Source organism: Paraburkholderia phytofirmans OLGA172 (assembly GCF_001634365.1).
Taxonomy (GTDB): Bacteria; Pseudomonadota; Gammaproteobacteria; order Burkholderiales; family Burkholderiaceae; genus Paraburkholderia.
On sequence record NZ_CP014579.1, the window covers coordinates 1,003,630 to 1,023,849 of the forward strand.

General features: G+C 62.9%; 17 protein-coding genes and 1 pseudogene. 6 read left to right on the forward strand and 12 right to left on the reverse strand.

The annotated features are described in order from the left end of the window. Positions 1-330: 330 nt before the first annotated feature. A complete protein-coding gene (locus AYM40_RS24770; protein ID WP_063500675.1) occupies positions 331-1,512 on the forward strand; it encodes a porin in 1,182 nt (393 codons plus the stop codon). Between the two features lie 84 nt (positions 1,513-1,596). On the opposite strand, the gene AYM40_RS24775 is transcribed toward AYM40_RS24770, so the two are convergent. Further along, positions 1,597-1,896 (reverse strand): hypothetical protein, encoded by a 300-nt coding sequence (locus tag AYM40_RS24775; protein WP_236721072.1) that lies wholly within the window; start codon positions 1,894-1,896, stop codon positions 1,597-1,599. 933 nt (positions 1,897-2,829) lie between these two features. On the opposite strand from AYM40_RS24775, the gene AYM40_RS24780 reads away from it, so the two are divergent. After that, positions 2,830-3,837 (forward strand): peptidoglycan DD-metalloendopeptidase family protein, encoded by a 1,008-nt coding sequence (locus AYM40_RS24780; RefSeq protein WP_181448461.1) that lies wholly within the window; start codon positions 2,830-2,832, stop codon positions 3,835-3,837. A gap of 143 nt (positions 3,838-3,980) precedes the next feature. Here the strand turns inward: AYM40_RS24780 and AYM40_RS24785 are convergent. Together AYM40_RS24785 and AYM40_RS24790 are read right to left on the reverse strand one after the other, a co-directional pair. Then, a pseudogene (locus AYM40_RS24785) lies at positions 3,981-4,799 on the reverse strand (alpha/beta fold hydrolase). 458 nt (positions 4,800-5,257) lie between these two features. Next, on the reverse strand, positions 5,258-5,656 hold the full coding sequence (locus tag AYM40_RS24790; RefSeq protein ID WP_063498848.1) for a hypothetical protein: 399 nt from the start codon (positions 5,654-5,656) through the stop codon (positions 5,258-5,260). Between the two features lie 445 nt (positions 5,657-6,101). Between AYM40_RS24790 and AYM40_RS24795 the strand changes: the two genes are divergently transcribed. From AYM40_RS24795 to AYM40_RS24805, 3 genes are read left to right on the forward strand one after another with little or no spacing between them, the layout of a single operon-like run. After that, positions 6,102-6,557 (forward strand): (2Fe-2S)-binding protein, encoded by a 456-nt coding sequence (locus AYM40_RS24795; protein WP_063498849.1) that lies wholly within the window; start codon positions 6,102-6,104, stop codon positions 6,555-6,557. Position 6,558: 1 nt separating this feature from the next. Continuing rightward, a complete protein-coding gene (locus tag AYM40_RS24800) occupies positions 6,559-8,802 on the forward strand; it encodes a xanthine dehydrogenase family protein molybdopterin-binding subunit (RefSeq protein ID WP_063498850.1) in 2,244 nt (747 codons plus the stop codon). Between the two features lie 50 nt (positions 8,803-8,852). Then, positions 8,853-10,133 carry a c-type cytochrome gene (locus AYM40_RS24805; RefSeq protein WP_063498851.1) on the forward strand — a complete coding sequence of 427 codons (1,281 nt, stop codon included), beginning with the start codon at positions 8,853-8,855 and terminating at the stop codon, positions 10,131-10,133. A gap of 98 nt (positions 10,134-10,231) precedes the next feature. On the opposite strand, the gene AYM40_RS24810 is transcribed toward AYM40_RS24805, so the two are convergent. From AYM40_RS24810 to AYM40_RS24840, 7 genes are all read right to left on the reverse strand, one after another. After that, the gene (locus AYM40_RS24810) at positions 10,232-10,888 is read right to left on the reverse strand and encodes an amino acid ABC transporter permease (protein WP_063498852.1); all 657 of its coding nucleotides are present in this window, start codon (positions 10,886-10,888) and stop codon (positions 10,232-10,234) included. Positions 10,889-10,890: 2 nt separating this feature from the next. After that, positions 10,891-11,643 carry an amino acid ABC transporter permease gene (locus AYM40_RS24815; protein ID WP_063498853.1) on the reverse strand — a complete coding sequence of 251 codons (753 nt, stop codon included), beginning with the start codon at positions 11,641-11,643 and terminating at the stop codon, positions 10,891-10,893. 223 nt (positions 11,644-11,866) lie between these two features. Continuing rightward, the gene (locus tag AYM40_RS24820; protein ID WP_063498854.1) at positions 11,867-12,691 is read right to left on the reverse strand and encodes a transporter substrate-binding domain-containing protein; all 825 of its coding nucleotides are present in this window, start codon (positions 12,689-12,691) and stop codon (positions 11,867-11,869) included. A 53-nt stretch (positions 12,692-12,744) separates the two neighbouring features. Continuing rightward, positions 12,745-13,833, reverse strand: a complete 1,089-nt coding sequence (locus AYM40_RS24825) for an ABC transporter ATP-binding protein (protein ID WP_063498855.1) — start codon at positions 13,831-13,833, stop codon at positions 12,745-12,747. Positions 13,834-13,882: 49 nt separating this feature from the next. Further along, the gene (locus AYM40_RS24830) at positions 13,883-14,773 is read right to left on the reverse strand and encodes an ABC transporter permease (protein WP_063498856.1); all 891 of its coding nucleotides are present in this window, start codon (positions 14,771-14,773) and stop codon (positions 13,883-13,885) included. Continuing rightward, the gene (locus AYM40_RS24835) at positions 14,770-15,756 is read right to left on the reverse strand and encodes an ABC transporter permease (protein ID WP_063500677.1); all 987 of its coding nucleotides are present in this window, start codon (positions 15,754-15,756) and stop codon (positions 14,770-14,772) included. The genes AYM40_RS24830 and AYM40_RS24835 overlap by 4 nt, the downstream gene beginning before the upstream one ends. 5 nt (positions 15,757-15,761) lie before the next feature. Then, the gene (locus AYM40_RS24840; protein ID WP_063498857.1) at positions 15,762-16,856 is read right to left on the reverse strand and encodes an ABC transporter substrate-binding protein; all 1,095 of its coding nucleotides are present in this window, start codon (positions 16,854-16,856) and stop codon (positions 15,762-15,764) included. 573 nt (positions 16,857-17,429) lie between these two features. Between AYM40_RS24840 and AYM40_RS24845 the strand changes: the two genes are divergently transcribed. Beyond that, positions 17,430-18,323: a LysR substrate-binding domain-containing protein gene (locus AYM40_RS24845; RefSeq protein WP_063498858.1), complete on the forward strand. Its 894-nt coding sequence runs from the start codon at positions 17,430-17,432 to the stop codon at positions 18,321-18,323. Positions 18,324-18,367: 44 nt separating this feature from the next. On the opposite strand, the gene AYM40_RS24850 is transcribed toward AYM40_RS24845, so the two are convergent. Beyond that, complete coding sequence (locus AYM40_RS24850) at positions 18,368-19,450, reverse strand: calcium:proton antiporter (protein ID WP_063498859.1); 1,083 nt, start codon at positions 19,448-19,450, stop codon at positions 18,368-18,370. Between the two features lie 344 nt (positions 19,451-19,794). After that, positions 19,795-20,160, reverse strand: a complete 366-nt coding sequence (locus AYM40_RS24855; protein ID WP_063498860.1) for a BON domain-containing protein — start codon at positions 20,158-20,160, stop codon at positions 19,795-19,797. Positions 20,161-20,220 lie beyond the last annotated feature (60 nt).

The following is a 20,220-nucleotide window of genomic DNA, read 5'->3' on the forward strand; positions in this document are numbered from 1 at the left end:
CTGCGGTGCCGCAAAAGCTTTCGATTATATTTCTTTTCGTGATAAACCCGCTGCGGGACGCGCAGGGCGCCGCGCGGCCCAATGCGACAGCCGGCTTAAGTCCGGGCGGCGCGGCGCCGTTTACCTGAATAAGCGTCGCGGAAAAAGGGTCTGCTCCACGCAGTGGAGATTTCGCAACGTTTTGAGATATGGGAGTGACACCCGATGGACGGCGACGCAACGGCGTGTGAGGATTTCTGAAAACGCGGCGGGGTGGATAAACGCCTCAAGAAGCGTCAAAAAGAAAGCGGTTGGATCGAGGTCCCATCACTCGAGCTCAGGGAGATCATCATGAACAAGCAAGTGTTCGCGCTGGCTGTCTCCACCGCTTTGTCCGCAACCTCGTTAGCTATTTTCTCCCCGCCTGTTTCTGCCCAGACGAGCGTGACGCTGTACGGCGTACTCGACGAGGGCATCAACTACACCAACAATGTCGGCCGCGGCCACGTCTATGAACTTGCGAGCGGCTATGCGCAAGGCAGCCGCTGGGGCTTGAAAGGCGCCGAGGAACTGGGCGGCGGACTGAAGGCGATCTTCCAGCTGGAAAACGGCTTCGACGTCAGCTCCGGGCGGCTTGATCAGGGCGGCCGGATGTTCGGCCGCCAGGCGTTTGTCGGCTTGAGCTCGGAGCCATACGGCACATTGACGTTCGGCCGCCAGTACGACTCGGTGGTCGACTATCTGGCGCCGACGACGGCCAACGGCAACTGGGCCGGGTTACTGTTCTCGCATCCGTACGATAACGACAACACCGACAACTCATTCCGCCTCGACAACAGCGTCAAGTACACCAGCCCGTCGCTCTCGGGCTTTCAGTTCGGCGGCGTCTACAGCTTCAGCAACGACACGGGCTTCGCCAACAACCGCGCGTACAGTTTCGGCGGCCAGTACACCTACGGCGGACTGCTGGTGGCCGCGGCATATCTGCAGGCCGACAACCCCGGCAACGGCTCAAACGGCGCGATCACCGCGAACGATGCCAGCTTTATCGCCGCCCGCATGCGCGTGTTCGGCGGTGGCATCACGTATACCTTCGGCCCGGCGACTGCCGGCTTCGTGTACACCAACTCGAACTATCTGGATCCCACCGGCAACGGCTATCTCGGCGTGACGCCGCTTGTGCCGCTCGTGCCGCCAGGCGTGTTATTGAATTCGCTGAAGTATCAGAACTTCGAGGTGAACGGCAAGTATCAGATTTCGCCGATGCTGTTCGTCGGCGCGCAGTACGTGTACTCGATGGAAACCTACGACGCTTCGAGCGGCGGCGTGAAGCCGAAGATTCATTCGTTCGGCTTGATGGCGGACTACAACCTGTCCAAGCGCACCGACGTGTACATTCAGGGCGAATATCAGCAGGTGACCGGCGACCCCACCTACTCGATTCTTGACGATGCGTTTACGCCGGGCACCCAGTCGCCGTCATCGACGTCGAAGCAGGTCGTGCTGCGTGCAGCGATACGGCATAAGTTCTAGGCGCGGCAGGGCGTGCCGGCCATATGCGGAATGATGACTTCAAGACAAAGCGTGAAGGATGTCGCTTTTCCGTGTGACCGGAAATTAGTTCATCACGTAGTTCTGAATCAGAATCCCGATTATTACTCCGGCTGGAATACCGAAGGTTCTACCGCGAATGGTCGCGCTCAGATCTTCGTCGAGTACGAAGCTGCAGCGGCGTTCACGCCAGACGGTTTTATAGGCCAATGGTTTTGCATCGACGATTACGATCGAAACGAGCGCGGTCAGAATGACCTGTTCCAAAGCATGCAGCTTCGCGATAAACGGCGAAAATTCACCGGCATTGCACAGCAACACCATCACGACTGCGGCGATCAGGGCGCCGAAAAAGAAACCACCCATGAATCTGTTCGCTGAATTTAGAGAATCCACTTAAACCTCAAATCATCCGCCGGCTTATCGAGCTGACGAAGTAAAAAATATACTGACGGAAATGGCTTGCCCGTTTAAAGACTCGCAACGCTTTGACAGCGAGGCAGGCTTCAAAAGGACCCGTAAGGATATTTTCTTGACGTTCTTCAACATATCGTCTCTTTCCCAACGTCGCGTGGGATTAGTCGGAAATGCCGGGCGCGCCGGCAGGCCGCTGACAGAACAGCCGATAGGCATTCCACCCGTCCGCTCGTCAACCCATTTTTCCCTCGATGCGCACCGTCGCCGCGGCTGGCAATTCAAGGTTTGGCGGCGCTTTGCCGTTAAAGCAAACGTTGCCGTGCGGTCATCCGGCGGCGCAGCCGCTTACGGGTCTTTGCGATCGCGCGGGTAGCGGCGCGAGGCCGACCCGCGCATGAGGCGCTGGCAGATCTTGTGCACCGGGTTATGCCGCCAGGGCGGCCGCGACCGGACCTGCACGGAGCAGCGGCTGCTTGAGGGCATGCGGCGCTGGACTGGTTGCGCACGCAACCGTGTCTGCAACACCATAAGTAAGGTTTGTATCAGAGTGTGCGAGGCGGGACGTTTTTTTAAAAACGCACTTTACAATTCCGCGTGAATTTTAATCGGCAATCTGGCCTTTTTCGCAGAAGATCGCCTGCTATCGAGCATCCGGGCGTCTGGCGTCTGGCGTCCGGGCTTCGAGGCTTCGAGGCTTCGAGGCTTCGAGGCTTCCCGGCTTCCGGCAAGGCAAAAAAGGTTGGGTTGGACGGCAACGCACGGGTGGGCGCCGCACGAGGCGGCCTCGCTGTGTCGCGAAAGGGAGCAGAGCTTCGTAAGAACGCGCGCTTCGCACGCGACAGGGCAGCACTCGGCTCGCCAATAAAAAAGCAGGAGTCGAATATGTTGGGAAAGCGTTTCGACCGAACAATGATGGCCAGTCTGGCTGGCGTGTGGGTCGCGCTGGCGGTCAGCGGTTGTGCGAATGTGGGACAGCAGGGCGCGCAAACCGGCGCGGCATCGGGTGCATCGGCTGCGTCCGGTGTGCCGGCAGCGGCTGCAGCGCCGGCTTCCAATGCGGTTGCAGGCACGTCGGTCGAGCTGGCCGCCGACGACGGCACACCGCTTAAAAAGGCGCCGCCTCTGGTGTATCGCGTCAAGCGTGGCGACACGTTGGCGCGCATCGCGCAGCATCATCATTGCAGTGTCAGGCAGTTGCAGGCGTGGAATGGCCTCAAGCCTTCCTCGCGGTTAAAGCGCGGGCAGGTGCTGCACGTCGCCTCGCCGGAAACGGTGCGAGCGGTTAATGCGGCCACAGCGGCGGCCACAGCGGCGGCCACTGCGACGGCCAACGCGGCGGCCAACGCGGCTGCTGCTGCGAAAGGTGCCGCGGCGTCCGCGCCGGCTGTTCCGCTCGCCGCGCAGCAAGCGTCTGCGGCCACCACCGCGCAGGCAACGGCGCAGTCCGCCACGCAATCGCCCGCGCCCAGCGCTGCTGAGGCGCGCGAAGTTGCGCAGCAGATTTCCCGGCATGCGAACGGCGTGTCGCTGGCATGGCCTGCGGGTGGCCGCGTCGTAGAGGCTTTTCAGCCTGGCGAAACGCGCGGCATCGAAATCGGCGGCAAGGCGGGCGATCCGGTGCGGGCCGCGGCCGGCGGCAAGGTGATGTACGCCGGCACGGGTCTGAATGGCTACGGCAGTCTGATCATCGTCCAGCACAACAAGGACTTTCTGACCGCGTACTCGCATAACCGCAAGCTGCTGGTGAGAATCGGCGACATCGTGCGGCAGGGGCAGCAGATTGCCGAGATGGGCGATGAAAGCAACTCGCGCGTCTCCGTAGGCTTCGAGTTGCGCCGCGACGGCAAGCCGATCGATCCGCTGCCGTATTTGCCGCAAGGCCGCGGCTAGGCGATAGCGGGCGATTATTCGTCAACTCTGAACAAGCAGCGATCCCGGTAAATCGATTGTCGCGAATTTTCCGGGATCGCCGCTTTGTCACATTCAGGTCTCCGGCTCCAGTGCTGGGCAGATCCGCTAACGGCCGCGCGCCTTCAATCGAACCACCGCAGCGCCGCCGCGACGATCGCTTCGGGCGCATCTTCCTGCAGCAGATGACCGGCCTTAGGCACCGCCTGAAAGTGTGCCTCGGGTATGACTGCCGCCAGTTGCCGGCCGCGTTCGAGCGGAATCCATTGGTCGTCTTCGCCCCACAGGATTTGCGTCGGGCAACGCATCTGCGAGTAGCGTGTTTCGACCGCGTCGGTGTAGCGCTGATCCATTTGGGCGATCTGGCGGTAGAACGCGGCTTGTCCTGTTGCCCCGAGCCACGGCGTCACATAAGGCGCGAGTTCCTCGTCCGGAATGTCGCGGGCGATGGCGCCACGCACGTATGCCTTCACCACCGCTTCGTGGATATACGGCGGCAGGCCGGCGAAGGCCGCGCCGTGTTCGCGCACGTGCTGCACGAACGGCGATCCCTATGGTGCGACGGCGACCGGATCGATCAGCGTGAGGCTGCGATAGTCGCACCCGTCAATGAGATGCGCGCGCAAGGAAGTCGCGCCGCCGAAATCGTGCGCGATGACGTCCGGATTCGTCAGTTGCCAATGCGCGAGCAATTCCGCCAGCAGCACGTTCTGCACGCCGAGCGAGACGTCCTGAGCGTCGCGTTGCTCGGATTGGCCGTAGCCAAGCAGATCGTAGTAATACACGGTGCGAACTTGCGCGAGATGCGGGGCGATGCGATGCCACACGTACGAAGAAAACGGTGTGCCGTGAACCAGCACCAGCGGCGGGCCGTTGCCGGTCACGCGAAAGCGCACGCTTTGATCGCGGAATGTATAGCTTTCGGGAAGCGGCCAGTTTTGCATAGCGGTAAGCGTCGCGAGAAAGTTTGCTTACCTTAGCAGGGCGCATCAAAACGCGCTGACCGGCCTTTCGTGGCATCCTCAGAACGCCTCCCGCAAAATCTCACCTTTGTTTTAGTCAGCAAAACCAGGCAAATTCAAAAGAGTGTGGCTCACGGCGTCGCCGGATTGACCGGCGAGCGGCGCAGACACAGCGCACTGTTACGAAACGAGTATGAATCACCTTGAAATAAGGTGTCGTTGTGTTGGCTGGATTCGGAAAGCCTGGTAATCGTCGGGGACGCGTCGATTCTGTATTCGACGTGGCGACGCGTGATCGATCGAAATGCGCGCGTGGCAAAGGTGAGAGAATCCGGGAGCCGAAGTCTCAACCATCACTGGACGCCGTACTGCCGTGTTCAACCACAGCGACGGCGTCCAGCCAACGTCAACGAAGCCCAGGCGAAGTCACGCGCCGCCGGCTACTTCGCTTCAGTGCCGCGCAGCAATTGCGAAACCTGGCCGTGGTGATGGAGGATCGCCGGGTCGGCTTGCAGGAGCGGCAAGTAGCGCGGCAGGAACGCGTTATCGGGCTGGTCGGGAGAAAAGAGGCCGGTGACGGCTTCGGCAGCGGCGAGCCGATCGGCAGCCTCTGCTTCCTTGTCGTCGAGAATCTCGTCGACGTTTGCGATCACCGTGGAGAGCGGCGTGAGCCAGCGGAACCCCGAACCGTTGATGAGCACCTGCAGGAAGGCCGCCGGCGTCACGGGACCGTATTCCTTTTCGTACGACGCGCGCTCGTGATCGAGAATCGACTTATGCAGCGCCAATAGCGGTTTGCGAATTTCCGAGAGGAATTGAATGCATTGCTGGTCGTTCATCTTGCCGCTCCTTCGGATAGTCATGCCGGATCAAGCCGGGCGATCGGGTCAAGCCAGATCCATGCTAACAAAATCGCATCAGGACGCATCAATAAGAATGAGGCACGTATGTGAAGCGCGTCAGATCAAGCCAATGCGGCAATGGTAACGCATTGATTTGAATCCCGTTTCACTTCCGGCAGGGGCGGCAGCCGCGCCCTTTTCGCCGCGTGGACACATTGCGGACATGCCCGCGCTATCTGCGAACTTCTTTGTCCACGGCTACAATTCTCCGGTCTTTTCCAGCGCAATCGCGCTGCGCATCATTTACTGCACGCATTGAACTGCAACCGCGTCGCGCACTAGCACGACCTGTCGAATAAACACGGCAAGTCTGTGCGTTTTGGTTCGACGTTTCTGCCTAGACAGACGCCTGACAAACAATAATCCCCACCCGGAGCCGCCCATGACAACGTTCAATATCAACGGCCAGACTCATACTGTCGACGCGCCGCCCGACATGCCCCTGCTGTGGGTCTTACGCGACCTCGTCGGCTTGACCGGCACCAAGTTCGGTTGCGGCATCGCTCAATGCGGCGCATGCACCGTGCATCTCGATGGCGTCGCGGTGCGCTCGTGCGTGCTGCCGGCGGCGGCTGTCGGCGACAAGAAAATCACCACCATCGAAGCGGTCGGCAGCACGCCGGCCGGGGAGAAGGTGCAGCAGGCATGGCGTCAGCTGGACGTCGTGCAATGCGGCTACTGTCAGTCGGGGCAGGTGATGTCGGCGGCATCGCTGATCGCGAGCAACCCCAATCCGACCGACGCGGATATCGACGCCGCCATGGCCGGCAACATTTGCCGCTGTGGGACGTACAACCGAATTCGCGCGGCGATCAAGCAAGCCGCGAAGGGAGCCTGACATGTCCCGGGGATTGCTCGATGCACAAAGCGGCGCGCAGCCGCCGAAGCGTGGCAAGGGCGGCATCACACGCCGCACGTTCCTGAAGTTCGGCGTCACGGTGGGCGCGGCAAGCGGCGGCGGCTTGCTGCTCGGCTTCAGCATGCCGGCCGCCAGTCAGGATCAGAAGGCGGGCAAATCGGTCATCGGCGGCGATGGGGATGAAGCAGCGCAGAATGGTGTGTTCGCGCCGAACGCCTTCATCCAGATCGACACGGCGGGCAAGGTCACGCTGGTGATTCCGAAGGTCGAAATGGGGCAAGGCGTCTACACGTCGATCCCGATGCTGATCGCCGAAGAGCTCGAAGTGCCGCTCGACACGGTCACGCTCGACCACGCGCCACCGAACGAAAAGCTCTTCATGGACCCGCTGCTCGGCGGCCAGCTCACGGGCGGTTCGACGTCGATCCGCTATGCCTGGGAGCCGATGCGCCGTGCCGGCGCGGCCGCACGCACCGTACTGATCAGCGCCGCCGCGCAGCAATGGCAAGTCGATCCGGCCAGCTGCCATGCGCAAGCCGGGCAGGTGATTCATGCGGCGAGCAATCGCAGCATCGGTTACGGACAGTTGGTGAACGCCGCGGCGAAGCTGCCCGCGCCACAGAACGTGCCGTTGAAAGATCCGAAAGATTTCAAGCTGATCGGCACCGCGGTCAAACGCCTCGATTCGCCGGAGAAAGTGGACGGCACCGCCATGTTCGGACTGGACGTGCGCGTGCCCGACATGGTCTACGCGGCCATCGCGAACTGCCCGGTGTTCGGCGGCACGCTCGCCAGCGTCGACGATACCAATGCGAAGAAAATCCCCGGTGTGCGCCAGGTCGTCAAAGTTGATAACGCGGTCGCCGTGATCGGCGATCACACGTGGGCCGCCAAACGCGGTTTGCAGGCGCTGGATATCAAATGGAACGAAGGCGCGGGCGCGCAGATCGGGATGAAGCAGATCGTCGACGATCTCGCCAATGCCTCGCAGCGCAATGGTGCGGTGGCGCGTAAAGACGGTGACGTGAACAACGCGTTTTCAAACGCGAAGACACGCGTCGACGCCGTGTATCAGCAGCCGTTCCTTGCGCACGCCACGATGGAACCGATCAACTGCACGGTGCACGTGCGGCCTGACGGCTGCGAGATCTGGATCGGCTCGCAAGTGCCGACGCGGGTGGTCGACGCGGCGGTTGCCGTCACGGGTTTGCCGGCGGACAAGATCGTCGTGCACAACCATCTGCTCGGCGGCGGCTTCGGCCGGCGGCTCGAGTTCGACATGGTCACGCAGGCGGTCAAGATCGGCAAACAGGTGTCGACGCCGGTGAAGGTATTGTGGACGCGCGAAGAAGACATCCAGCACGACATGTACCGGCCGTACTACTACGACAAGATCTCCGCCGGGCTCGACGCGAACGGCAAGCCGATCGCGTGGCAGCATCGGATTGTCGGCTCGTCGATCCTGGCGCGTTTCGCGCCGCCGGCGTTCAAGAATGGCCTTGATCCCGATGCGGTGGAAGTCGCCTCCGACCTGCCGTACGATCTGCCGAATCAGTTGGTCGATTATGTGCGGCAGGAACCGCATGCGGTTCCCACCGCATTCTGGCGCGGCGTGGGGCCGACGCGCGGCACCTTCGTGGTCGAGAGCTTCATCGACGAACTCGCCGCGCAGGCGAAAGTCGATCCGGTCAAATACCGCCAGGATCTGCTCGGCAAAACGCCACGCGCGCTGAACGTGCTCAACACCGCCGCGCAGGCGGCGAACTGGGGCAGTGCGGTGCCGAAGGGCCAGGGGCGTGGCGTGTCGGTGATGCATGCGTTCGGCAGCTTCTTCTCGATCGTTGTCGACGTGGCGGTCGATCAGGGCGAGGTGGCCGTCAAGCGGGTGGTGTGCGCGGTCGATTGCGGGATGGTGGTGAATCCGAACACGATCGAAGCGCAGGTGCAAGGCGGCATCATCTTTGGCATTACGGCCGCGCTCTACAGTGAGATCACGATCAAGAACGGCCGCGTGGAGCAGAACAACTTCACCGACTACCGGATGCTGCGGATCGATCAAACACCGCCTATCGAGGTGCATATCGTGAAGAGCGGCGAGGCGCCTGGCGGCATCGGCGAGCCGGGCACGGCGGCGCTCGCCCCCGCTCTGACGAACGCGATTTACGCGGCCACCGGCAAGCGGCTGCGGCAATTGCCAGTCGGTAGCCAACTACAAACCGCTTGACGGCTTTGCATGGGATCGGAGTAAGTGCTTTGCATCGACAGGAGACCAACATGAAAGACACACTCAAGGGTTTCGGCGTGGCGCTGTGCGTGGCATTGCCGTTCCTGATGCAAACCCCGGCGCAAGCAGCGGATCAGGCGCTGGTGCAGCGCGGCGCCTATCTGGCGAAGCTTGGCGACTGCGTCGCTTGCCATACGGCGCCGAAGGGCAAACCGTTCGCGGGCGGCCTGCCGATGACCACGCCGATGGGCCAGATCTACACCACCAACATCACGCCGGATCAGCAAACCGGCATCGGCAATTACACGGAAGAGGACTTTGCGAAAGCGATGCGCGAAGGCGTCGCGAAAGACGGTCATAACCTGTATCCGGCGATGCCGTATCCGTCGTATGCGAAGGTCAACGACGACGACATGAAAGCGCTGTACGCGTACTTCATGAGCGGCGTCGTGCCGGTACAGCAGGCGAACCGCGAGCCGGACATCAAATGGCCGTTGAACATGCGCTGGCCGTTGAAGTTCTGGAACATGGTGTTCGTGGAGAAGGGCGTCTATCAGGACAAGCCGGGCAAAGATGTCGCGTGGAATCGTGGCGCGTATCTGATCCAGGGTCTGGGGCATTGCGGGTCGTGTCATACGCCGCGCGGCATTGCGTTCCAGGAGAAGGCGCTGGATGAAAGCGGCAGCGCGTTCCTGACTGGCGGCCTGCTGGACGGCTGGTTCGCGGCGAACCTGACGGGCGAGCACAACGCCGGCCTGGGGCGCTGGAACAATCAGGATCTGCAGGCGTTCCTGAAGACCGGCGCCAATCGCCATGCATCGGCGTTCGGTTCGATGACCAGTGTGATCAACAACAGCACGCAGGGCTTGAACGACACCGACATCGCCGCGATGTCCACATACCTGAAGTCGATCCCGCCGGCGGGCGGCAGTGGCGCGCCGCCTTATACGTATGACCCACAGGCGACGAAAGTGTCGTTGACCCGTCCTGCCAACGATGCCGGTGCGCGCGTTTATACGGCGTATTGCATGCACTGCCATGGCGTCGATGGGCGCGGCTTTGCGCCGATGCTGGCGCCGTTAGCCGGCAATCCGAACGTGCTGGAGAAGGATCCGTCCTCGCTGATCAACGTGACGCTGAACGGCACGGAGGATCTGGTGATCGGCGGCATTCCCGCGCCGTATCCAATGCCGAAGTACGCGCCGGTGCTCAACGACCAGCAGATCGCCGATGTGCTGACCTTTGTGCGAGCCGGGTGGAATAACGGTGGCTCGGCGGTCACGGCGGCTGACGTGGCGAAGTTGCGGAAGTCGACCCAGGCGGCGCGCTAGAACCATCGGGCTGGCAACAAAAAAAAGCGGCAACCATGCAAAACGGTTGCCGCTTTTTTGTGGACCCGCAGAAGCTTTTTGTGGACCCGCAGAAAGCGTTACCGGTGCTGTCCCACCTTTGCCCGCTTCTCCAGCACGCGCGCATACCACGTCAATGGGAAACACATCGCGAAGTAAATCATCGCGACCATGCCGTAGATCGGAAACGGGCGGAATGCGGCGTTCGTGATCATCGTGCCGGTCTTGGTCAATTCCGTGAAGCCGATGATCGACGCGAGCGCCGTGCTCTTCACCACCTGCACGAGGAAGCCGACCGTCGGCGCTACGGCGATCTTCAGCGCCTGCGGCCAGATGATGTAGCGCAGTTGCTGGCTGAACGTCATGCCCAGACTCGCCCCGGCGGCCCATTGACCACGCGGCACGGCTTCCACGCAGCCGCGCCAGATATCGACCAGATAAGCGCTGGTATAAAGCGTCAGCGTGACGGCTGCCGCGACCCAGGGCGAGACGTCGACACCTAGCAACGGCAGACCGAAGAACGCCAGAAACAGCTGCATCAGCAGCGGCGTGCCCTGAAACACTTCCACATACACCACCACGATCCGCCGCAACCACGGCAACGGCGACACGCGCATTGCGAGCAGGATCAGCCCGACAATGCCGCCGCCGAAAAACGCGATCAGCGACAACAACACCGTCCAGCGGGCGGCGAACAACAGATTGCGGGCGATGTCCCACAGCGTGAATTCGACCATGATCAACGCTCCGTCGGCAGAGTGCGGGCGGCGCGCCACATCAGGCGGGTGCGCCAGTTACGCGGCGCGCTGCCGCTGCTGCCGCTGCGAGCCGCGCGGCCCGCGAAGAGGTTGCGGCCGAGCCGGTTCATGAGCTGCCGCAACACGATCGACAACACCAGATACGTCGCGGTGATGATCAGGTAGCTCTCGAACGAGCGGAAGTTGCGCGACTGGATGAAGTTGGCCGCGTAGGTCAGATCGGGCACCGAGATCTGCGAGACCACCGCCGAGCCGAGCATCACGATCAGCACCTGGCTTAACAGCGCGGGAAACACGTTGGCAATCGCCTGCGGCAGCACGACGTAGCGAAACACTTGCCGTCCATGCAGGCCGAGCGCTTGCGCCGCCTGCACCTGGCCGCGCGAAATCGAATCGATCCCGGCGCGCACGATTTCGATCGCGTAGGCGCCGAGATTGACGGTCATCGCCAGAATCGCGGCCTGCACTTCGTCGATATGAATGCCGAGGCTCGGCAAGCCGAAGAAGATGAAGAACAACTGCACGATGAAGGGCGTATTGCGGATCAACTCGACGTAAGTTGCGACTACCCAGCGGGCCCACTTCGGCCCGGCCACCGCGATGCTCGCGCCGCCAATGCCGACGAGGCCGCCGAGCACGGTGGACACGGCGGTCAGCCCCAGCGTGACGGCGACGCCGCGCGCGAGCAGTCCCGCATAGAGGCCGAAGCCGCTGAAATCGAACGCATAGGTCATGGCGTGGCACTCATCGTGAGGTCAATCTCCAGCGCGCGCCCCGAAGGAATCCTCCTCGGGGGGCCTCGAAGGAAGTCCCCTCGGGGGCCCTCGAAGGAAGTCCCCTCGGGGGCCCTCGAAGGAAGTCCCCTCAGGGGGCGCCTCGAAGGAATCCCCCTTGCGGGAGACGCCCCGAAGGAAGTCCTGTTGGGGGACCGGCTTGGCCAGTCCGCGCAAAAAAGGTTCAGAGGTCGGCCGGCAGCGGCGCACGCAGCCATTTCTGCGAAATCGCGTTCATGGTGCCGTCCTTGCGGGCCTTGGCAATCGTTTCGTCGACTTTCTGCTTCAGACGCGGCTCGTTCTTGTTCAAACCGACGTGGTCCGGCGAGCTGAACAGCGAGAACTTCTGCTCCGGATCGTTCGCCGGATGACGCGCGAGAATGGTTGCGCCGACGTCGTTGCCGACTACCATCAACTGTACCTGACCAGAAAGAAACGCCGAAATTGCGCCGTTAGGATCGTCGAAACGCTTGATGGTCGCGCTGGGCGGCGCGATCTTGCTGACACTCAGGTCTTCCAGCGTGCCGCGCGCGACGGAAATCGACTTGCCGGCGAGATCGGCGGCGTTCTTCACGGGCAGCGTCTTCGGGCCGAACACGGCGAGGTAGTAGGGCGCGTAGGGCTGCGAGAAGTCGATCACCTTTTCGCGCTCCGGCGTCTGGCCCACGGAAAGCAGCATGTCAGCCTTGTGGTCGGCGAGGTAGGCCATGCGGTTGTCGCCCGTCACCTGCACGAGTTCGACTTTCGCGTTGAGGGCATGGCCGATCAGGTTGGCGACGTCGATGTCGTAGCCCATCGGCTTCATGTCCGGGCCGATCGAGCCGAACGGCGGGTAGTCCTCGAATACGCCGATGCGTACCGTGCCGGACTTGGCGATGTTGTCGAGCGCGTCGGCATGCGCGGCCGACGAAAAGGCGCACAGCGCGCCGAGGCCGGTGAAGGCGAGCGTCGCGGCGAGGGTGGCGAAGACGCGGCGTGCGTTCGATTGGGCAACTTGGGGCTGGTTCATGGTCTGTCCTCTGTCGAAAACTCGGTGTTGGAATGGGATTCAGGGTGAGCGCTTCAATGCGCCGCGCGTGCGGCGATCAGCTTACATGCGTGCGGTGGCAATTCCGCGAATACCGGCATGCCGAGCGTCAGCCCCGGTGTTTCGCGCGGCGTGGTCGCGGCAGTCAGGGTGAAACCTGCGCAATCGATCGTCGCTTCGAGCGACGCCCCCACGTCGCGGATAAAAGTCACCGTGCCCGCGAGCCGGTTCTGCCCCGCACGGTTTTGCAACGCATTGTCGGATGCGGATTTGACGCACACGTCTTCCGGCCGGATCAGCAGACGGATGTCGCTGCTGGATTCCGGCACGCGCGCCGGTTGCGCAACTGCAATGCGCCTTCCGCCCGGCAGACTGACGCCGCCCGCGCCGTCATAGGTGACCGGCAGGATGTTGCCGAGCCCGATGAAGTCAGCGACGAATTCGCTGACCGGGTCGCGATAAATATCGAGCGGTTTGCCGACCTGCGCAATCCGGCCTTTCTCCATCACCACGATCTCGTCGGCCATCGTCATCGCTTCGCGCTGGTCGTGCGTCACCATGATCGTCGTGATGCCGAGACGCTGTTGCAACAGGCGGATTTCGACCTGCATCGCTTCGCGCAGTTTGGCGTCGAGCGCGGAGAGCGGTTCGTCGAGCAGCAGCAGTTTCGGTTGCGATGCGATTGCGCGGGCAATCGCCACGCGTTGCCGCTGGCCGCCGGAGAGTTGCGTGACTGGCCGGTTCGCCATATGCGGCAACTGGATCAGCTCCAGCAATTCAGCGACGCGGCGCGCTTGCGCGTCTTTTGCGGTCTTGCGCAGCTTGAGCGGATACGCGACGTTTTGCGCGACCGTCATATGCGGAAACAGCGCGAGCGACTGAAACACCATGCCAAAGTCGCGCTGATTGGCAGGCAGATGCGTGATGTCGCGGCCAGCAAAGTTGATGCTGCCGGAACTCGGCGTTTCCAACCCGGCGATCATCCGCAAGAGCGTGGTCTTGCCGCAGCCGGACGGCCCGAGAAAGCACACCAGCTTGCCGTCGGGCACGCTCAGATCGACGCTGTCGACGGCATACGCCGCGTTGAAGCGCTTGGTCACGGCCTGCAAGGTCAGATGGGTCATCGAATGCTCCAGCAAAAAGGCGTCATCGCAGCGCGAATCGAAAGCGTGGTCAAAGCGCCACCCCTTCGTCGCCGATCAGCTTTTCGAGCAGCCAGATCAGCGCGAAGTCGATCGCGACGATGAAGACGGCGAAACAGAACACGGTCGGATCGAGCGACGACACCGTGCGGCTGTAGAGCCACACCGGCAGCGTCATCGTGTCGATGCCGTACAGGAAGAACGTCACCGTGAATTCGTTGAACGAGACGATGAACGCGAACAGCATGCCGGCGAGAATGCCGGGGCGCATGAGCGGCAGGATCACGTCGATCAGTGCGCGGCTCGGGCTCGCGCCCATCACGCAGGCCGCTTCCTCGAACTCCGGGCCGATCGAGGCCACCGACGCCGCGCAATTTTTCACGGTGAACGGCAGCGCCAGAATCACATGCGCGATGATCAGGCGGAACACGCCGAGCTCGACCGGCAGCACGTTGAACACCAGCAGCAGCGACAGGCCGAGCATCACCAGTGGATAGACGAGCGGCAACGCCACCAGTTGTTCGACCGCGGGTTTGCCACGAAAGCGGTAACGGCTCAATGCGTAGGCGGCGGGCACCGAGACGAGCGTGGCGATGACCATCGTCGAGAGCGCAACGATCAGGCTCGTGCTGAGCGCGGCGCCCATGGAGAGCGAGTCGCTAGCGTCCGGCGAGACGAAGCTGTGCCACGCCGCGCGGTACCAATGCAAGCCGTAGGCGTGCGGCGGGAATTCGAGCGTGTCGGCCGCGCTGAACGACATGGTGATCATCGTCAGGATCGGCAGCGCGGCAAGAAACAGCACGACGGCGGCGAGCAGCGCGGTGGCCTTGCCGAGCTGGCCGGGCATGGTGGTCGGCAAACGCGGCAAACGCGGAAGGCGCGGTGAAGGCGTCAGACGCGGAGTCTGGATCGGCGTGCTCATGCGTGAGGCTCCTCGGCAAGACGTTGCGTACGGCGCACGAGACGCTGCGACAGCGCCATCACGGTGAGCGTCGCGATCATCAATACGACGCCCGATGCGGAAGCGGCGGGCCAGTTCAGCAGGGGCGCGACCTGGTCGTGGACCAGCACGGCGAGCATCGGCACACGGCGTCCGCCGAGCAGCAGGGGCACCGCGAATGCGCTGGCGTTGTAGGCGAACACGAGCAACGCGCCGGACACGAGACCCGGCATGGCGAGCGGCAGCAACACGTGACGCAGTGTTTGCCCGCGCGTCGCGCCGAGCGTGGCCGCGGCTTCTTCATACGAGCCCGAGACCGCGCGCATCGCGCTCGACAACGGCAGCACGGCCAGCGGAAACGCCGTCTGAATCAACCCGAGCAACACGCCGTGTTCGCGATACAGCCACATCACCGGGCGCTCGACCAGGCCGCTGCCGAGCAGCGCATGATTGAGCAGGCCGGCCGGACCGAGAATGATCAGCCAGCCATAACCTTGCAGCAGCAGATTGACGAGCAAGGGCAGCAGCACGCCCGCCAGCAACAGCCGCCGCGCGAGCCGCGACTTGGTGCGCGCCATCGCCAACGCGACGGGAATCGCCAGCAACACGGCGCAGATCATGCTTTGGAACGCCAGCTTCAACGTGAGCCACAACGACTTCAGGAAATAGCCATCGAGGAGATCGGCGTAGTTCTGCAGCGTGAAGCCGTGCCATTCGTTGCCCTGGGTGCCGAAGCTCATGCGCAGCACGACGAGCGCTGCCGCGCCGAGTATGGCGAGAAATAGCAGGATCGGCGCGAGCAGAAGCCAGGGGCGCGCTTTCGCGAGCGCCGTGGACGCCTGCTCGTCCGGTGCGCCGGATGCAGCGCCGGGCGAACCGGAAGCCGCGCCTGACGCATCACCTGACGCCGAGTCCGATGCCGCACCCGACGTAGACGAAACACGCCGCGAGAAGCGCGCGAGCATCGCGGTCATGCCGAGAAAATTTCGGTGTAGCGCTTGATCCATGCCGGCTGCACGACGGCGAGCGCCTTGTCGTCATGCAGGATCGCTTTCTCGGCGATCTGCTGCGGGCTCGGCACGAACGCGCGGCTTTCGGCGGGAATCACTGCTTTCGAATTGACCGGGCCGTTCAGCACGTCGGCGGCCATGCGGCCTTGCACGCCGGCGTCGAGCGAATGGTTGATGAAGGCGTGGATCAGATCGCTGTCGGCGGGATGCGACTTCGGGATCACCGTGAACATCAGTTGCGTGGCGAAGCCTTCCTTCATGCCGTAGGTCACGCCCATTTTGTACTCGGGCTTGCGGATCTGGTCCGGGAAAAAGGCCGGCGAATAAATGCCGCCGATATCGAGCGAGCCGGTGCGGAACAGATCGGCCACCTGGTTCGGGTTCTCGCCGAGCGTCATCACGTGGTCTTTCAGCTGCATCAGTTTCCTGAAGCCCGGCTCGATGTTCTGTTGCGAGCCGCCGTTCATTTTCGCGGCGATGATCGCGAGGTCCACCGCTTCGGCCCATTCGGGGGGCGGCAGGAACAGGCGTCCGGCGTACTTCGGGTCCCACAGTGCTTCGTACGAAGACGGCGCCGTCTTGACCGTCGACGTGTTGTAGATCAAGCCATCCGACCACAGCAGATAACCCACGCCGAAGCCGTTCGCGCCCGTGCGGTATTGCGGCGCGACGTCCTTCAGGTTGGGCAGCTTGTCGAGATCGGGCTTCATCAGGAGACCCGCGTCGCCGAGACCCGACGCGCCGACGCCGGCCAGCGTGATGACGTCGTACGTGGGGCGATCGCCCGCGGCCTTGACCTTGGCGACCATGCCGGAGGTGCCGTCGGCGCGGTCGGCGATGACCTTCGCGCCGGTCTTCGCCGTGAACGTGGCGGCGATGTTGCGCAAGGCAGCCGCGCCGGTGTCGTCCGACCAGGTCAAGAGGCGCAGCGTCTTGCCGGAGAAGTTGTGCTCCTGCGCTCGCAGGTTGATGAACGGCATCGGCAAGGTGGACGCCGCGAGTGCCGCGCCGATCGCCTTGATGGCCTGCCTTCTACCCCGTTTGATCTCTTGCATGGCGGTCTCCTGTGTTGAACGCCTGTTACCTGGTGATATTCGCTCTGACCGCTGCCGCTGCCGCTGCCGCTGCCGCTGCCGCTGCATCGCCCATTTGCGCTGCCTGTCGCACCTGGCCTCTCGCGATACCGGATGCGTTGCGTATGGATGCACTCTAGGTTTGCCAAAATCCCCCAACAAACGAAATATGCGCATGGAGCGCATGATGGAATCTCATGGGCCGGCTGTCGTGCGACCCTAGCGGCGGCTTTGCTGCGATCCGTGGGAGCGCCAATCCAGTGGCATATCGGGGTTAACGTCCATGATTTTCTCAGGCGGGCGGGCGGGAGGGAGGTATGAGGAAAGCTCGGTTCTGGTGCGATGGCTGGCAGGATTCGCCCAGAGTCGGTGCAAGCGCTGGCGCTCAGGCTGGAATTGACCGCTGGGTCATGAGTGAATTGCATGCGCTTTTGCCTGCACGCAACTCGTCTGGGAACTTCTGATCGCGTATCCTGTGGGTTCAATGGGCGTGACGGCACACCACACCGCATACCCGTGCAATGATTTTTTCTGATCCCGACTGGACTCATCCCGATGCGACGTCTCCCGCCGCTCAATGCGCTGCAGATCTTCGAAACCGTCGCGCGGCATCGCAGCTTCACGCGCGCGGCGGACCATCTATGCCTGACGCAAGGCGCGGTGAGCCGGCAAATCATTGCGCTAGAGGACTACTACAAGTTCCCGCTCTTCAAACGCCATGCAAAAGGTCTGACGCTGACCGCCGAAGGCGAGTTGCTGCTGCCGGCCGTGAAGGAGAGCTTCGCGCGTATCGAGGAGATATCGCTGCGCCTCACGCGTCAACGCACCGATCTCGCACTGAAAGTGCCGACCTGCGTGATGCGCTGGATGTTGCCGAAGATCATGCGCTTCCAGGCCGAGTATCCCGAGCTGCACGTGCAGATCACCACGACCTGGCAGCACGACGTCGACTTCCAGCTCGAACCGTTCGATGCGGCGATCATCTATGGCTCGTCGCCGGGCGTGGACGTGCAGGCGGTATCCCTGTTCGAGGAGCGTCTGACGCCGGTGTGCGCGCCCGATCTGCTGAAAGACAAGCCGCTCGACAAGGTGGCGGATCTGGCGCATCACACGCTGCTGCATCCGACGCGCGACCATCGCGACTGGAAGATGTGGCTCGCCAAGGTGACCGAGGTGAATGCCGCAAATGCGCCGGCGATCGACGCTGAGCACGGACCGAGCTTCGATACGCTCGACATGGCGACCAACGCAGCTTTACAGGGCTTCGGTGTCGCCATCAGCGACCTTGCCTTGATCGACGAAGACGTCGCGGCCAAGCGCCTCGTGCGGCCGTTCGATACGGTGCTCAAGACCGGCTGGCGCTATTACTTCGTGTATCCGGAGTCAGGCGCGCATCAGCAGAAGCTGAATCTGTTTCGCGACTGGATTGCGCAGCATTGGGAAGAGTAGGAGGCGCCCGATGGTTGGCGCGCATGCGGGCCCAAAGCCTATCGTCAGGGCGCGAACGACAGAAACAGATACGCCGCGAACAACGACAGATGCACGGCGCCTTGCAGGATCGTCGTGCGTCCGGAGCTCAGCGTCAGGGTGCCGACGATCAACGTCAGCACCAGCAGCACAGTTTCCTTGCCGTCGATCCCGAGGATGAGCGGCTGAGCGGTCCACAAGAACACCACGGCGACCGTTGGAATCGTCAGCCCGATACTGGCTAGCGCCGAACCGAGCGCGAGATTCATGCTGTTCTGCAAGCGATCGGCCCGCGCTGCGCGTACGGCGGCGAGCCCTTCCGGCAGCAGCACCAGCGCGGCAATGATAATGCCGACCACCGCGGGCGGCGCGCCTGCGTTCTTCACCGCGGTTTCGACCACTGGCGAGAGCACTTTCGCGAGCAACACGACGGCGACCAGGCACACCACCAGCAAGCCGCCGGCTGCCAGCGCGACACCCATACTCGGCGGGGCGGCATGGACGTCCTCATCGGGGACATCGGCAAGAAAGTAGTCACGATGCCGCACGGTCTGGACGAACACGAACACCCCATACAGCACCAGCGACGACACCCCCGCGAACGCCAGTTGCGACGACGACAAAACCGGGCCGGCGCGGGTCGTCGTGTAGTTCGGCATCACCAGGGTCAACACGGACAACGACGCGAGCACCGCCAGCGCGGCCGCGGCGCCACGACTCTGAAAGTCCTGCTCGCGATGCCGGATGCCGCCCACCAGCAGGCAAATGCCCACGATCCCATTGCAGACGATCATCACCGCGGCGAACACCGTGTCGCGCGCGAGGCCGGCTTTTTCCGGCCCGGACGTCAACATCACCGAAACGATCAGCGCAACCTCGATCACCGTCACGGCCACCGCCAGCACCAGGGTGCCGAACGGCTCGCCGACGCGATGCGCGACCACTTCCGCGTGGTGAACCGCTGTGAACACGGCTGCGCACAGTGCTGCCCCGATGAGCGCGAGCAGCAGCCCGTTGCCCGGCAAGGCATACGCGACGCCCAGCACGATCCAGGCGACGAACGGCGCGGCAATGGTCCAGCGGGGCAAAACGGTCGCGGGCGTGGTCATTCAGGGCTTCCTTTCGTTGCGTGTTCTTGCTGCTCGTAGCGGACGGGTGATTGACTGGTGATTGAACCGATGCGGCGCGCGATGACTTTGTCAGTCCGCGCTATGGATTGTGCCGACGCAGTGGCGAAGGCGGCAAGGCAACCGACGGTTGTTCTGCATCTGAAGGATTGAGCCACGCAGGACCGCGCGGAAAATGCGACGCGAGTTCGATGGATGAAGCACTATCGGTTCACCACTGCCGGGTTAGCAACTTCAGGGAAAGAACCCGGATGTTTCGGTCCGGACGCGCTGCCTCGTGACGAAGCGTTGCGTCCGGGTGTAGCGCCAGGACTGGCTGACGCGGCTTACTGTCCGACCGGACGGATCGACAGTGCGTTCTTGACCGAAGTCACGCCCGCCACGCCTTGCGCGGTCTGGGTTGCCAGATCGACCTGCGGTTGCTCAGGCACCGTGCCGGCCAGCGTCACTGCGCCGCTACGCGCGCGCACCGTGATGTTGGCCACGCTCAGGCCCTTGGTCTTCGACAGCGCGGTGCGCACCTTGCGTCCCAACGCACGGTCGGCCGCCTTGACAGACTTGGCGCTGGGCGCCGACGAAGCAGCCATGGGAGCCGCCGACGCTGCCGCATCGCTGCTTTGCGCGTACGCATTGACGGACGCCAGAACGATCAGCGCGCCGCCGACCATCTTGATTGCCTGGAATGCTTTCATTCAACTCTCTCCTATTGTCATGAATACAACGGCCCCTGGATGGGACCGGGGTACTGCACC